At 69.2% G+C, this 14,461-nt stretch carries 16 protein-coding genes; 7 read left to right on the forward strand and 9 right to left on the reverse strand.

Annotated elements, in window-relative coordinates:
- Position 1 precedes the first annotated feature (1 nt).
- The 3 genes from mrdA to V6S85_RS19485 all read left to right on the forward strand — a co-directional run bounded on the left by mrdA (position 2) and on the right by V6S85_RS19485 (position 4,153).
- Positions 2–2,047, forward strand: a complete 2,046-nt coding sequence (gene mrdA / locus V6S85_RS19475; protein ID WP_116567573.1) for a penicillin-binding protein 2 — start codon at positions 2–4, stop codon at positions 2,045–2,047.
- A complete protein-coding gene (rodA, locus tag V6S85_RS19480; RefSeq protein ID WP_116567570.1) occupies positions 2,044–3,201 on the forward strand; it encodes a rod shape-determining protein RodA in 1,158 nt (385 codons plus the stop codon). Before mrdA ends, rodA begins: the two co-directional genes overlap by 4 nt.
- A gap of 79 nt (positions 3,202–3,280) precedes the next feature.
- Positions 3,281–4,153, forward strand: a complete 873-nt coding sequence (locus V6S85_RS19485) for a hypothetical protein (RefSeq protein ID WP_334349964.1) — start codon at positions 3,281–3,283, stop codon at positions 4,151–4,153.
- Positions 4,154–4,171: 18 nt separating this feature from the next.
- Here V6S85_RS19485 and V6S85_RS19490 read toward each other — a convergent pair whose 3' ends face one another.
- The 3 genes from V6S85_RS19490 to V6S85_RS19500 all read right to left on the reverse strand — a co-directional run bounded on the left by V6S85_RS19490 (position 4,172) and on the right by V6S85_RS19500 (position 5,909).
- Positions 4,172–4,468 carry a winged helix-turn-helix domain-containing protein gene (locus V6S85_RS19490; RefSeq protein ID WP_334349965.1) on the reverse strand — a complete coding sequence of 99 codons (297 nt, stop codon included), beginning with the start codon at positions 4,466–4,468 and terminating at the stop codon, positions 4,172–4,174.
- 2 nt (positions 4,469–4,470) lie between these two features.
- Positions 4,471–5,040 (reverse strand): hypothetical protein, encoded by a 570-nt coding sequence (locus V6S85_RS19495; RefSeq protein WP_334349966.1) that lies wholly within the window; start codon positions 5,038–5,040, stop codon positions 4,471–4,473.
- 242 nt (positions 5,041–5,282) lie between these two features.
- A complete protein-coding gene (locus tag V6S85_RS19500; RefSeq protein ID WP_334349967.1) occupies positions 5,283–5,909 on the reverse strand; it encodes a LysE/ArgO family amino acid transporter in 627 nt (208 codons plus the stop codon).
- Positions 5,910–5,978: 69 nt separating this feature from the next.
- Here V6S85_RS19500 and V6S85_RS19505 point away from each other — a divergent pair, with 69 nt between their 5' ends.
- Entirely contained in the window at positions 5,979–6,899 is a 921-nt protein-coding gene (locus tag V6S85_RS19505) for a LysR family transcriptional regulator ArgP (protein WP_334349968.1), read from the forward strand.
- Here the strand turns inward: V6S85_RS19505 and V6S85_RS19510 are convergent.
- Positions 6,871–8,127, reverse strand: coding sequence for a DNA polymerase IV (locus V6S85_RS19510; RefSeq protein WP_116567558.1), 1,257 nt, complete (start codon positions 8,125–8,127; stop codon positions 6,871–6,873). The two genes, V6S85_RS19505 and V6S85_RS19510, sit on opposite strands and share 29 nt — an antisense overlap.
- Positions 8,128–8,137: 10 nt before the next feature.
- Positions 8,138–8,794: a hypothetical protein gene (locus V6S85_RS19515; protein WP_334349969.1), complete on the reverse strand. Its 657-nt coding sequence runs from the start codon at positions 8,792–8,794 to the stop codon at positions 8,138–8,140.
- Between the two features lie 123 nt (positions 8,795–8,917).
- Between V6S85_RS19515 and divK the strand changes: the two genes are divergently transcribed.
- On the forward strand, positions 8,918–9,286 hold the full coding sequence (divK, locus tag V6S85_RS19520; RefSeq protein WP_058348522.1) for a cell-cycle response regulator DivK: 369 nt from the start codon (positions 8,918–8,920) through the stop codon (positions 9,284–9,286).
- A gap of 6 nt (positions 9,287–9,292) precedes the next feature.
- Entirely contained in the window at positions 9,293–10,657 is a 1,365-nt protein-coding gene (locus tag V6S85_RS19525; protein WP_116567554.1) for a PleD family two-component system response regulator, read from the forward strand.
- A gap of 7 nt (positions 10,658–10,664) precedes the next feature.
- Here V6S85_RS19525 and V6S85_RS19530 read toward each other — a convergent pair whose 3' ends face one another.
- The 4 genes from V6S85_RS19530 to V6S85_RS19545 all read right to left on the reverse strand — a co-directional run bounded on the left by V6S85_RS19530 (position 10,665) and on the right by V6S85_RS19545 (position 12,938).
- Positions 10,665–11,417, reverse strand: a complete 753-nt coding sequence (locus V6S85_RS19530; protein WP_334349970.1) for a glutaminyl-peptide cyclotransferase — start codon at positions 11,415–11,417, stop codon at positions 10,665–10,667.
- 90 nt (positions 11,418–11,507) lie between these two features.
- Positions 11,508–11,675, reverse strand: a complete 168-nt coding sequence (gene rpmG / locus V6S85_RS19535; RefSeq protein WP_004620056.1) for a 50S ribosomal protein L33 — start codon at positions 11,673–11,675, stop codon at positions 11,508–11,510.
- An 81-nt stretch (positions 11,676–11,756) separates the two neighbouring features.
- On the reverse strand, positions 11,757–12,200 hold the full coding sequence (locus tag V6S85_RS19540) for a DUF6265 family protein (RefSeq protein ID WP_334349971.1): 444 nt from the start codon (positions 12,198–12,200) through the stop codon (positions 11,757–11,759).
- Positions 12,201–12,203: 3 nt separating this feature from the next.
- Positions 12,204–12,938: an NUDIX hydrolase gene (locus V6S85_RS19545; protein ID WP_334349972.1), complete on the reverse strand. Its 735-nt coding sequence runs from the start codon at positions 12,936–12,938 to the stop codon at positions 12,204–12,206.
- 121 nt (positions 12,939–13,059) lie between these two features.
- Here V6S85_RS19545 and V6S85_RS19550 point away from each other — a divergent pair, with 121 nt between their 5' ends.
- Positions 13,060–14,364, forward strand: coding sequence for an amidohydrolase (locus tag V6S85_RS19550; protein WP_431830639.1), 1,305 nt, complete (start codon positions 13,060–13,062; stop codon positions 14,362–14,364).
- The last annotated feature ends 97 nt before the right edge of the window (positions 14,365–14,461 follow it).

Consider the following 14,461-nt stretch of genomic DNA (forward strand, 5'->3'; position numbering starts at 1 on the left):
GATGAGCGAACCGTCGATCTTCTTCTTCGAGGTCAACGAGCGGCAGGGGGTCTTCCACCGCCGCGCGTTCCTGCTTGGCGGCCTGGCCGGCGCGGGCCTGCTGACCCTGACCGGGCGCCTGGCCCAGCTGCAGCTGGTCGAAGCCCAGCGCTACCAGAAGCTTTCGGCCGGCAACCAGTTCAACTACCGCCTGGTGCCGCCGCCGCGCGGCCTGATCCTCGACCGCAACGGCGTGGCCCTGGCCTCCAACCGCCCCAACTTCCGCCTGATGGTGATCAAGGAGAAGGGCATGGACGTCGAGGCCACCCTCGACGACCTGGCGACCCTGGTGCCGATCGACGGCACGCGCCGCGCCCGTCTCCTCAAGGAAATCAACAACGCCCCGCGCAAGGCGCCGGTCGTGGTGATGGAGGACATGACCTGGGAGGAGTTCTCCCGGATCAACATCCGCGCGCCCGAGCTGCCCAACATCAGCGCCGACATGGGCGAGGTGCGGGTCTATCCGTTCGGCGGCGCCTTCGCCCACGTCATCGGCTATGTCGCCAAGGTCTCCGACCGCGACGTCGAGGCGGCCAGGAAGGACCCGACCCAGGACCAGGAACTGCTGCACAACCCCGGCTTCCGCATCGGTCGCCAGGGCGTGGAGAAGGCCTTCGATCTGGACCTGCGGGGCAGGGCGGGCGCCATCAAGGCCGAGGTCGACGCGCAAGGCCGCGTGGTCAGCCTTGACCCGGCCGGCGATATTCCCGCCACGCCCGGCAAGGAAGTGCGCCTCACCCTCGACGCCGACATCCAGAACCGCGCTCTCGAGGTGATGGGCGAGGAAAGCGGCGCCATCGTCGTGATGGACATCCGCAACGGCGACCTGCTGGCCATGGTCTCGGCCCCCAGCTTCGACGCCAACCGCTTCGTCAAGGGCCTGTCGGGCGCCGAATACCGGGCGCTGTCGGAGTACGAGCGCAAGCCGCTGCTCGACAAGGCGATGACCGGCACCTATCCGCCGGGCTCGACCTTCAAGCCGACGGTGGGCCTGGCGGCCCTGGCCGCGGGCATCGATCCGAACATCCGCATCAACTGCCCCGGCAGCTGGTACTACGGCGGCCGCACCTGGCGCTGCTGGCAGAAGGGCGGCCACGGCGCCCAGAACATGCACGACGCCATCAAGAACTCGTGCGACATCTATTTCTACCAGACGGCGCTGAAGATCGGCCCCGACGCCATCGCCACGGCCGCGCGCGGCATGGGCTTTGGCGAGATCTTCGACATCGGCATTCCCGGCCAGAAGAAGGGCATCGTCCCCGACCGCGAGTGGAAGAAGCGGGCCTTCAAGCGCAATCCGGCCAACCAGATCTGGTTTCCGGGCGAGACCCCCAGCTACGGCATCGGCCAGGGCGCGCTGAGCGTCAACGCCCTGCAACTGGCGGTGATGACCGCGCGACTGGCCAACGGCCGCAAGGCCCTGAACCCGCGCCTGATCAAGTCGGTCGGCGGCGTCGAGCAGCCCAGCGGCGCCGACGTGCCCGACATGCCGTTCTCCAAGGAGCACCTCGACTACGTGCGCGGCGGCATGGCCGCCGTGGCCAACGACGTGCGCGGCACGGCCTATCGCCAGAGCCAGCTGGGCCTGGGCGACGTGCAGATGGCCGGCAAGACCGGCACGGCCCAGGTCCGTAGCTACGACAAGGCCAAGAGCCGCAACAGCGCCTCGGTGCAGTGGAAGCTCAAGGACCACAATCTGTTCGTGGCCTTCGCGCCCTATGACGACCCGCGCTACGCCGTGGCGGTGCTGGTCGAGCACGGGGGCCTTGGCGGCGCCACCGCCGGCGCCCCGCGCGCCCGCGAGGTGATGCGCGTGGCCCTGCTGAAGGATCCGGAGATCCGCGCCCGCATCGAGCGTCCCATGCCTCTGCCCGAGGCCCCGGTCGAGACCGCCGACGGCGTCGTCGAAGGCGCCGCGCCCGACGAGCCGGAGGAGGGCGCTCCGCCGCCCCCCGAGGCGACGACCCCGCCGACGACCGGCCAGCCACCCCAGGGAGGCCATATATGACCCTCAGCGGCGGCCTCTCCCGGCCCGGCGAACGCGACCGGCCTATCATCAAGTTCATGGAGATCGACTGGACCTTCTGCCTGCTCCTGTGCCTGATCGCGGGCTCGGGGGCCTTGATGCTGTTCTCGATCGCGGGCGCCTCGTGGGAGCCCTGGGCCGACAAGCACCTGCTGCGCTTTGGCCTCTACTTCATCATGATGATCATCCTGGCGATGGTCGACCTGCGGGTGTGGTTCACCCTGGCCTATCCGATCTACGGCGTGGGCCTCTTGCTGCTGGTGGCGGTGGAGGTGGTCGGCGACGTGTCGCTGGGCGCCCAGCGCTGGCTGTCGATCGGCGGCTTCCGCTTCCAGCCGTCCGAGATCATGAAGATCGGCGTGGTGCTGGCGCTCGCCCGCTACTACCACGGCCTGTCGGCCGACAGCGCCCGGTTCTCCTGGCGGCTGCTGGTCCCGGCGGCGATGATCGGCGCGCCGGTGCTGCTGGTCGCCCACCAGCCGGACCTCGGCACCGCCATGCTGATCGTCATGACGGGCCTTGCCATCGTCGTGCTCGCCGGCCTGTCCTGGCGGGTGATCGCCACCGGCGTCATCGGGGCCCTGGTGGCCATCCCGCCCTTCGTGCTGTTCGTGCTGCACGACTACCAGCGCAAGCGGGTGCTGACCTTCCTCAACCCCGAGGCCGACCAGTCGGGCTCGGGCTACCACATCTACCAGTCGAAGATCGCCCTGGGCTCGGGCGGCCTGCTGGGCAAGGGTTTCGGCCTCGGCTCGCAGAGCCAGCTGAACTTCCTGCCGGAAAAGCAGACCGACTTCATCTTCGCCACCCTGGCCGAGGAGTTCGGCTTCGTCGGCTGCCTGTGGGTGCTGGCGCTGTACGGCGTGGTCATCTTCATGGCCCTGCGCATCGCCTCGATCAGCCACAGCCACTTCGGACGCCTGGCGGCCTCGGGCGTGACGGCGACCTTCGCCCTCTACGTGCTGATCAACGGGGCCATGGTCATGGGCCTGGCGCCGGTGGTGGGCGTGCCCATGCCGATGCTGTCCTACGGCGGCACCGTGATGATGACGGTGATGATCGGCTTTGGCCTCGTCCAGGCCGTGCGGGTGCACCGCTACACCGAAGTTACCAGCGGCAAGGGCTCGCTGATGTAGTCGGCCCTGGCGCGCGGACTGTCTATTTACGCGCGTCAATTTTGGCGCCAGTCTCGCCCTCCGAGTGGGGAGGGGATTCATGAAGTCTTGGTTGATCGCGGTCGCCGCGGCCGTGGCGGGTCTAGCCGGCACGGCCCATGCGGGCACGCCCTATCCGGTGAAGATGAAGTGCCCCGTCGGCGGCGAAAGCTTCGTCTACACCGACACCATGTCCTACAGCACCTGGGGCCAACGGCCTGACGGCAAGCCATATGGCAGCTGGGAATTCCCGCGCCCGATCCCGACCTGCCCCGGCAACGGTCTTGTCGTTTACAAGTCGTTCTCCAAGGCCGAGCTCAAGGCGCTGCCGGCTCTGCTCGCCTCCGACGACTATCGGCGGATGGTCCAGGAGGACACCAGCTACTACCGCGCCGCCTGGCTCGAGCGCGCCCTGAAGGGCGAGGGCGATCCGCTGTGGCTGGTGCTTCAGGCCAGCTGGCAGAGCGACGCGGACCCCGCGCGCAAGGCGCGTTACCAGCGCGCGTTCATCGCGGGCGCCGAGGCCTTGCCCGCCAAGCCCGACGACCTGCAGTGGCTGGGCATGATGGCCAAGGTGGTCAATGCGCGCCGGGAGCTGGGTGAGTTCGACGCGGCCAAGGCCGATCTGGCGCGGCTGGATGTCGACAAGCAGCTGGCCGCTCTGCCCGCGCCGCCCGCGGAAGGGCAGGAGCCCGAGGCGGTCGCCAACCGTCGCGGAATACTCAATTTCCTGAAGAAGCTCGGCGCGGCGGTCGACCGGGGCGACGCCAGCGCCGAACCGATCGACATGATCCCGCCGATGGCGGCCGCGCACCAATGCGTGGACCTGGAGGCCAAGGGAAAGAGCCACGAGGTCTGCAAGTCCGAGCGCGTCGCGAAGTTCCTGGAGAGCATGCGCGAGGCGGGCAACAGCCGCGACGCGGCGGGCAGCTGAAGTCCCGCCAGGGGCGCGTCAGTCGATCCCCTCGACCAGCTCCCGCAGGTAGGCGACGTGGCCGCGGAAGGCCTTGGCGCCGTCCGCCGTCACCTTGGCGCGGGTCCGGGGACGCTTGCCGACGTGGTCCTTCAGGATCTCGACATAGCCGGCCTTCTCCAGGGCGGTCAGGTGGCTGCCCAGATTGCCGTCGGTGGCCTGGGTGATCGCCTTCAGGCGCGAGAACTCGGGCGGCTCGCCGTCGCGCTCGGCATAGAGGGCGGCCATGATCTTCAGGCGCAGGGGTTGGTGGATCAGGTCGTCGGCCTGGGCCATGCTCAGGCCCTCGCCAGCCAGACGCCGCTGACGAACAGCGCCACGCTGGCGCTGGCCATCCAGAAGGCGAGGATCTCGGGGAAGGCGTAGAAGCCGACCAGGGTAAGCGCGAACATCACCGCGCCGATCCCCAGGTAGCGCCCGGCCACGAAGACGCCGACGGCCGCGTAGATCGCCCCCACCATCAGGCCGGGAAAGGCCAGGTAGGCCGCCGGATCCGCGGGGCGCAGCACGTAGAAGGTCGACATCACGAAGACGATGGCCACGGCCATGCCGCCCATCATCTTCAGGGAGTTGCCCTGGCTTTTCATGCCGGCGGCCCGCGTGGCCTTGTCCGCAGGGCGGGCCAGCAGGATGGAGCCGATCGCGCCGATCGTGTCGAGCACCAGCCAGACCCAGCCCCACTGGTGCGAAGGCAGCAGGCCCATGCCGAGATAGCCCAGGGCCCAGACCACGCTCCACAGCATCAGGATCGGCCCGCCGATGCGGTAGCCGCGCAGGGTGGCGCCCCGGCGGGTGGTCTCCTGAATGTCGGCCAGCGCCGCGGCCGCTTCGTTCTTGGTCAGCACCATCACATCCTCCATGGAGCTTCAAAGCTCTCTGTAGTGCAGAGTGATGCTGTGAGGGAGCTCTGTCAAGCAGAGTTCTCTGATTGGGTTCTCGGCTCTTTTCCGAGCATCCCCGCGAAGGCGGGGATCCAGGCTGGATTTCAGGATGGGGCCGGGCGGTGAATGGGCCGCCGACTCGGCTTGGGTCCCCGCCCTCGCGGGGAAGTGCGGATCAGGAAGGGCAGGGGAGGGACGGCGGATCCAGCCTACCGACCCGTCGCCGCGACCAGCAGGCTGGCGGCCAGCAGCAGCATCACCGCGCCGATGACGAGGTCGAGCGCGCGCCAGGCGGTCGGGCGGGCGAACAGCGGAACGAGGAAGCGGGCGCCGAAGCCCAGGGCCGAGAACCAGGAGACGCTGGCCAGGGCCGCGCCGGCCATGAACAGCGGCCGCTCGGCGACGGGTAGGCTGGCGCCGACCGCGCCCATCAGCATCACCGTGTCGATATAGACGTGCGGGTTCAGGAAGGTGAAGGCGGCCGTGCCGGCCAGCGCCGCGCCCAGGGTGATGCTCGGCTGGTCGGCCAGGGCCAGCGCCTCGGGATTGGCCGCCCGCCGCAGCGCGCCCACGCCGTACCAGGCCAGGAACGCCGCGCCGCCCAGGCTCAGCGCCAGCGACAGGCCCGGGACCAGCGCCAGCACCGCGCCCAGCCCGTTGACGCCGGCGATGATCAGCGCGGCGTCGGCCAGGGCGCAGAACAGCACGATCGGCGCCACGTGCTCGCGCTTCAGCCCCTGGCGCAGGACGAACATGTTCTGCGCGCCGATGGCGACGATCAGGCCGGCGGAGAGGGCGAAGCCTTTTGCAAAGGCGGGGAGGAGGGCGGTGCTCATGGCCGCCTTGATGGCGGCGGCGACGGCTGTAGTCTAACTAAGGATGCTAAATCAAAATTAGGCGATCTAATGCTGGACTATGCGTCCCTGGCCGCGGTGGCGGCGGTCGCCCGCGAGGGGGCCTTTGACAAGGCGGCCGCTGCGCTGGGCGTCACCCCTTCGGCCGTCTCACAGCGGGTGAAGGGCCTGGAGGAGCGTCTGGGCGCGGTGCTGCTGACCCGCGGGCAGCCCTGCCGCCCCACCGTCATCGGCGCGCGCCTGTGCGCCCATGTGGAGCAGGTGCGGCTGCTGGAGGGCGACCTGGTCGCCGACCTGCCGCGCCTGACCGACCTGGCCGAGGGGCCGGCCGTGGTCCGCATCGCCGTCAACGCCGACAGCGTCAGTACCTGGTTCCCGCTCGCCGCAGCACGCTTCGCCGAAGAGACCGGGGCCATGCTCGACATCGTCATGGACGACGAGGCCCACACCGCCGAGCGCCTGCGCGACGGCGAGGTGCTGGCCGCCGTCACCGCCGATCCCGCGCCGGTGGTCGGCTGCAAGACCTATCCCCTCGGGGCGATCGAATACGTGGCCACCGCCAGCCCCGTCTTCATGGCGCGGGTCTTCCCGGGCGGTTTCGGCGCCGAGCGCCTGCGCCATGCGCCGCTGCTGCGCTTCGACCGCCGCGACGGCCTTCAGGCCCGCTGGGCGCAGGAAGCCTTGGGCATACGCCCCGAAGGTCCCGTGCACTGGACGCCGGCCACGCAAGGGATGCTCGACATGAACCTGGCCGGCCTGGGCTGGGCGATGACGCCGCGCACCCTCGCCCAGCCGCACCTGGCGTCTGGACGACTGGTCGAGCTGCCGCCGGGCCACGCCATCGCGGTCACGCTCTACTGGCAGCGCTCGCGGCTGTCGGCGCGGCTGCTGGACCGGCTGACGGCGGCGGTGCGGACCACGGCGGGAGAGGCGCTGGCGGAGGCTACTTGCTCTTCAGCGCCCGGCCGGTGACGACCGCGCCCAGGCCGAACTTGCCGCGCAGGGCGTCGATGGCGGTCTCGCTCTTCAGCGCCCGGCGCTCGTCGCCGGCGAAGAAGTCGTCGGCCGCGCCGGCGGCGGGGACGAACTCGGTCAGGCCCGCGCCGATCAGGCGGTAGGACCGGCCCGGCGGCTCGGCGGCCAGCAGTTCGCGCGCCACCTGGAACAGGGTCTGGGCCGTCTGGGTGGGGACGGGCAGGGTGCGGCGGCGGGTGTGGATCTTGAAGTCGGGCGTGCGCAGCTTCAGCGTCGCCACCCGGCCGGCCACCTCTTCGCGACGCACCTGCCGGGCCACCTTCTCGCACAGGGGCCACAGCTGGTCTTCCAGGTCCTCGCGGCGGAAGAGGTCGTCGTTGAAGGTGGTTTCGGCGCTGATGGTCTTGCGCACGCTGTCGGGATCGACCGCCCGGGCGTCCTGCCCGTGGGCCAGCCGATGCAGGCGCAGGCCGCCGGTTCCCAGCGCCTGGGCCAGGGTCTTGAGGTCGGCGTTGGCGATGTCGCCGACGGTGCGCAGGCCAAGGCCGGCCAGTGTCGAGACCGTGGCCGGACCCACGCCCGGCAGGATCGACACCGGCTTGGAGGCCAGGAACGCCACCGCCTCGGCCGCGCCGATGGCCGAGAAGCCGCGCGGCTTGTCCAGTTCCGAGGCGATCTTGGCCAGGAACTTGTTGGGGGCCAGGCCGATGGAGACGGTCAGGTTCTGCTCGGCCTCGATTTCCTTCTGCACCTTGGCCAGCATGACGGCCGGGGGCGCGCCGTGCAGGCGTTCGGTGCCCGCAAGGTCGATCCAGGCCTCGTCCAGCGACAGCGGCTGGACCAGCGGCGTCAGGTTCGACAGGCGCGCCATGATCAGCGCGCTCTCGTGCTTGTATTTGGCGAAGTTGGGCTTCACCACGACGGCGTCGGGACACAGCTGCAGCGCCTTGAACATCGGCATGGCCGAGCGCGCCCCGCTCATCCGGGCGATGTAGCAGGCCGTGGTGACGACGCCCCGCTTGCCGCCGCCGACGATCACAGGCTTGTCGCGCAGGCTCGGATCGTCGCGCTTTTCGACCGAGGCGTAGAAGGCGTCGCAGTCCAGGTGCGCCATCGACAGGGCGCCCAGCTCCTCGTGGAAGACCGTGCGCGGCGAGCCGCACGACGGACAGCGCGGCGCCTTGCGCTCGCCGGTCCACAGGCAGTCTCTGCAGAGGGCTTTCATCCGGGGGCCTTCATCGCCCGTCGAGCGCCAGCGCCTCGCGGAGGGCGACCTTCAGGTCGGGCCACAGGTCGATGCGCCTGTGCCGGTCGGGCGCGCTGGGGGCCAGGGGGCGCAGGCGCTCGTCCGTCACCATCTGGAAGCGGCCCACGCTCGGGGCGTACTCGGCCACCGATTCGAGCTGGGGCAGCAGGTCGTCGATGAACACCGCCGGCTTCTCGACTCGCCCGACGAGATCGGCCGCCGACGGACCCTTGGGGCCGGAATTGATGATCAGCGGATAGTCGAAGCCATGGGTCTTCAGCCAGCGGGCGCGGGTCTGGCGGCCGTGCTCGGGGGCGTTGGTCAGGATCACCACATTGGCGTCCAGCGACAGGTCGGCCAGGGCGTCGGCCGCCCCTTCGGCGGGCAGCAGGTCCTCGCCGCCGTCGCGGAAGAAGTCGTCGAACAGGGCCCGGCCGGCGATCAGGTCCAGGTGCTCGGTCTCGCCCGGGCGGTAGATGTTCTGGAACAGCGCGAAGCGGTCGACGCGCAGTTCGAAGCCGTGCCGGCCGATGAACGCGCCGAAGCCGGCCATGAACTGGGCGAGCACTTCGTCGACATCCACGATGACGAGCGGACGGTGCGCATCCAGCGTGCAGGTCTTGAGGTCGAGAGAGCGGGCGTCCATTTGTGTGCGATCGGTCGTTGGAAACGCGATTAGCGCGGGCTTAAGGATATTCGTGCGATCTGAGGATGAAGAAGCGGCGCGAATCCCTCACGTGTCGCCACGGACCGTATGGTCGGGGTCAGGATGACGAAGAAGGTCCTCATCGTCGAGGATAACGAGCTGAACATGAAGCTGTTTCATGATCTGCTCGAGGCCCAGGGCTACGAGACCCTGCAGACCCGTGAGGGACTGCAGGCGCTGTCGATCGCCCGTGAACATCGCCCGAATTTGATCCTCATGGACATCCAGCTGCCCGAGATCTCGGGCCTGGAAGTGACCAAGTGGCTCAAGGAGGACGACGATCTGTCACATATACCCGTGGTCGCTGTTACGGCATTTGCGATGAAGGGCGATGAAGAGCGGATTCGCGAGGGCGGCTGCGAGGCCTACATCTCGAAGCCGATCTCGGTGTCGCACTTTCTCGAAACCATCCGCCGGCTGCTGGAGAGGTAACAGGTCGTGAGCGCGCGAATCCTCGTCGTCGACGACATCGAGGCCAATGTGCGCCTGCTCGAGGCCAAGCTGTCGGCCGAATATTATCAGGTCTCCTACGCCTATGACGGCCCGACGGCCCTGGCGAAGGCGGCCGAGGAACTGCCCGACATCATCCTGCTGGACGTGATGATGCCCGGCATGGACGGCTTCACCGTCTGCCGCAAGCTCAAGGAAGACGCCGCCACCCGCCATATCCCGGTGGTGCTGGTCACGGCGCTGGACGGCCGCGCCGACCGCATCCAGGGGCTGGAGGCGGGCGCCGCCGACTTTCTGACGAAACCCATCGACGACGTCATGCTGTTCGCCCGCGTGCGCAGCCTGACCCGCCTGAAGATGGTCATCGACGAACTGCGCCAGCGCGAGGCCTCGGGCCGCCGCATCGGCGTGATCGCCGGCGCCGCCGCCCGCCTCGACGGCATCGGCGGCCGGGTGCTGATCGTCGACGACAACGAACGCCAGGCCCAGCGCGTGGCCTCCGAATTGGCCGTCGAGCACCGTCCGGTCATCGAGACCGACCTGGCCAAGGCCGAGATCAGCGCCGGCGGGCCGGTGGACCTCGTCATCGTCAACGCCGCCGCCCGCGGCTTCGACGGCCTGCGCTTCGCCGCGACGCTGCGTTCCAGCGAACGCACGCGCCACCTGCCGGTCCTCGCCGTGGTCGATCCCGACGACCGTCCGCGGATGGTCAAGGCGCTGGACATCGGCGTCAACGACGTGCTGCCGCGCCCGATCGACCCGCAGGAACTGGCCGCCCGCGTCCGCACCCAGGTGCGCCGCAAGCGCTACACCGACTACCTGCGCAACAATCTCGACCACTCGCTGGAGCTGGCCGTCACCGATCCGCTGACCGGCCTGCACAACCGCCGCTACATGACCGGCCAGCTGTCGGCCCTGGTCAACCGCGCCACCATGGGCGGCGACCCGGTCTCGGCCCTGCTGATCGACATCGACTACTTCAAGAAGATCAACGACGGCTTCGGCCACGACGTCGGCGACGAGGTGCTGCGCGAGTTCGCCCTGCGCCTGGCCTCGAATGTCCGCGCCATCGACCTGCCTTGCCGCTACGGCGGCGAGGAGTTCACGGTGATCATGCCCGACACCCAGCTGGCCGACGCCGTGCGCATCGCCGAGCGCATCCGCATGCACGTGGCCGGCTCGCCGTTCCGCGTGGCCGGCGGTCAGGAACTGCTGACGGTGACCATCTCGGTCGGCGTCTCGGCCACCACCGGCGCGGGCGACACCCCCGAGGCCCTGCTCAAGCGCGCCGACAGCGGCGTCTACGAAGCCAAGGCCGCCGGCCGCAACGCCGTGGTCTGCAAGGCGGCTTGAGCGGCGCCTACTTCGCCACCTTGATCTCGAACAGCCACGGCCAGAACTTGCCCGTGACGAAGATCCGATCGGCCTTGGCGTCGTAGGCGATGCCGTTCAGCACGTCGGCGCGTCGGGCCTCCTCCGGCGTCAGCAGGCCCGACAGGTCGAGCCGTCCGACCACCTTGCCGGTCTTGGGGTCGATACGGATGATCTGGTCGGTCTGCCAGACATTGGCCCAGACCTCGCCCTTGATGAACTCAAGCTCGTTGATCTGGTCGACGGGGCGACCATCGTCGGTCACCTTCACCCGGCCGGTTTCCTTCAGGGTCTTGGGATCCAGGAACCGCAGCTCGTCGGTGCCGTCGCTCATGATGATGCGGCGGTCGTCCTTGGTCAGGGCCCAGCCTTCGCCGGTGTAGCTGAAGGTCGACTTGACGGCGAAGGTCGCCCGGTCGCGCACGAAGCCGATCCCGTTCTGCCAGGTCAGCTGGACGATCTCGTCGCCCCAGTCGACGATTCCCTCGCCGAAATACTTCGGATCGAGGTCCGCCTGCTGCCGCACCGCGCCGGTTTCCAGGTCCACCTTGCGCACCCACGAGCGGCCTTCCAGGCCCGTGCTCTCGTAGAGCTGGCCGTCGCGCACCAGGAGGCCCTCGGTGAAGGCCTGGCGGTCGTGGGGATAGGTGCGGACCACCTCGTAGCTCTGCACCGGCGCCGGCTGGGCGCAGGCGGGCAGGGCGGCCATGACGGAGAAGGCGAGGGCGAGGCGAACGATCACGCGGGAATCCTAGACTGGAGACCGGAAAAACAAAAACGCCCGACGTTGCCGCCGGGCGTTTTCGAGAATCGTCGGTGCGACGAGGCGATCTTACTTGATCTTGCCTTCGCGGAATTCGACGTGCTTGCGCACGACCGGGTCGTACTTCTTCAGCACCATCTTCTCGGTCTTGGTGCGGGCGTTCTTCTTGGTGACGTAGAAGAAGCCGGTGTCCGCCGTCGAATTCAGGCGGATCTTGATCGAAGCCGGTTTGGCCATGGTCGAATCCCTGCGGTGGTCGCGCAGGTCCCCGCGCGGTCGAAATGAGAGGCGCGGAACATACTCATGAACGGGGCAAAGTCAATCGGCGCCTGAACATCGTTTGTAGGGGAAGTCGACCGACCGCGCCTGGCCGCCGATTTCGCCCTCGATCCGGCCCAGGAGGCCGTCCACGCCTTGGCTTTTGTAGATTACGCGCTGGGGGAAGTCGTGGCCGGGGTTCTCGAACACCAGCTCGCCTGGGCCGACGCTCTTCAGCGGAAAGGCGGCCGGCGCCTGGCCCGAGGGCATGGCGAAGAAGGTGAGTCGACCGTCGGCCTCCTGGATCCGCGTGAACTCGTAGGTGCTGACCTTGCCGTCGCGCACCGTGCGGCTCATGCCCAGCATCAGGCCGCCGCCGGGGGCCAGCCACTGCTCCTCGACGACGCCGTTCGGGCGCTCCTGCTTCCAGCAGCCGGCCAGGAAGGCGGCCTGGTCGATGGCGGGCGCTGGCGCGGCCTGCAGGGCGAGAAGGAGGGCGAGCATGGCCTAAAGCTCCGTCATCACGGCGTTGCCGCGCAGGAAGCGCATGAACGGCGCGGGACGGCCGGGGTCGTTCAGACGCAGGGCCGTCTCGCGCAGCACCATGCGGGTGATGCTGGGCAGATCAAGGTCGCGGGTCTCTTCGAAGGTCACCCAGGCGATCTCGTCCAGCTCGCCGCAGTCGGGCTGGCGTTCCAGGCTCAGCAGGGCGCTGGCCGGGGCCATGAAGAAGCGGGCGTCGAAGCGGCGCGGGCGATAGGGCGGGGTGATGGCGCGGGCCACGAAGCTCAGCGGCGACAGGTCGGGCAGGGCGCCCTGGGACAGGAACGGCCGCCAGGCGCCGGCCCCGGGCCGCGCCGGGGCGGCCTTGGCCAGCAGCAGGCCGGTCTCCTCGAAGGTCTCGCGCACGGCCGCTAGCGCCAGGGCCCTGGCCAGGCGGGCAGGGGAGGGGTGGCGAGGCTCGGCGGCCAGCCGCGCGGCCACCTCGGGATCCAGCTCCGTGGCCGAGGGCGCGCCAAAGTCGCCGCGATCGACCCGGCCGCCCGGAAACACCCACTTGCTGGCCATGAAGGCGTGCCCGCGGCTTCGCCGGCCCATCAGCACCCGCGAGGCGGGGCCGTCGTCGCGCACCACGATCAGGGTGGCGGCGTGGCGGGGGCGAATGACGCCGGAATTGGGATCCAGCGCCTCGCCGTCGTCTTTCGAGTCGAAGGTTGGGGAGTCGGATGCGGGCTCGGTCATGGACGAAGCTTAGTCTTCGCGACGGTTCTGCAAAGCCGTTCCTTAGGTAAAGCGCCGCCGCCCTTGACCCGGTCCCAGGAACCGCCAAGCTCGCCCGCAAAGTCTTCTCTAGGAGTCGGGAATGGGCGTGCGCGCGAAGGTTTCGGTTCTGGCCCTGATGGCGGCGAGCGCTATCTCCGTTCCCGCGCTGGCCGCGCCCTCCGCGGCGAAGGTCGAGGCGGCGGCCAAGGCGGCCCAGCCCAAGGTCGTGGCCTGGCGGCGCGACGTCCACGAGCACCCCGAACTGGGCAACCAGGAAGTCCGCACCGCCGCCCTGGTGGCCAAGGAGCTGAAGGCCCTGGGCCTGGAGGTCCGCGAGGGCGTCGGCAAGACCGGCGTCGTGGGCGTGCTGAAGGGCGGCAAGCCCGGCAAGGTCGTGGCCCTGCGCGCCGACATGGACGCCCTGCCGGTGCTGGAAAAGACCGGCCTGCCGTTCGCGTCCAAGGCCACCGCCACCTGGGAAGGCAAGACGGTTCCGGTGATGCACGCCTGCGGCCACGACACCCACGTGGCGATGCTGCTGGGCGCCGCGACTGTGCTGGCGGGCATGAAGAACGACATCGCCGGCACGGTGGTCTTCGTCTTCCAGCCGGCCGAAGAGGGGCCCCAGGCCGGCGACGAGGGCGGCGCCAAGCTGATGATCGCCGACGGCGCGCTCGACAATCCCAAGGTCGACGCCATCTTCGGCCTGCACATCGGCCCCGGCGACGCCCACGCCCTGAACTACCGCCCCGAAGGCTTCTATGCCGGCGCCGATCGTCTCACCATCACCGTCAAGGGCAAGCAGACCCACGGCGCGCGGCCCTGGGCCGGCATCGACATGGCCAGCATCTCGGCCGACATCGTCCAGGCCCTGAACCAGATCGCCGCCCGCCAGATCGACGTCGGGACCTCGCCGACGGTGCTGACCATCGCCACCATCAACATGGGCGTGCGCAACAACATCATCCCCGAAGACCTGGTGATGAGCGGCACGCTCCGCACCTTCACCCCCGAGCGCAAGGCCGAGGTGATCGCCAAGACCCAGAAGGCCGTGGCCGCCATCGGCGACCGCTATGGCGCCAAGGCCGAGGCGGTGTTCACCCAGCCCTATCCGGTCACCTGGAATGACGCGGCCCTGTCGAAGTGGGTGAAGGCCTCGCTGGAGAAGGCCTCGCCTGGCAAGGTCGACGACCAGGCCGCCCTTGTCACCGGCGCCGAGGACTTCTCGCTCTATGGCCAGAAGGTCCCGGCCGTGTTCGTCCAGCTCGGCGGCCGCAAGGCCGACGTCCCCGCCGCCGGCGCGCCGGCCAACCACTCGCCCTATTTCGACATCGACGAGGCGGTGCTGGAGACGGGCGTGAAGGCCGAGGTGTTCATGGCGCTGGACTACCTGGCGAAGAAGTAAGCCCAGATCCTCCCCCTGAAGGGGGAGGTGTCGCCGAAGGCGACGGAGGGGGATGTGGCCTGTGAGGCGGCAACCCTCTCGACGTCAGCAGAGCCTT

This window comes from Caulobacter sp. CCNWLW153 (assembly GCF_036889365.1).
GTDB lineage: Bacteria > Pseudomonadota > Alphaproteobacteria > Caulobacterales > Caulobacteraceae > Caulobacter > Caulobacter radicis.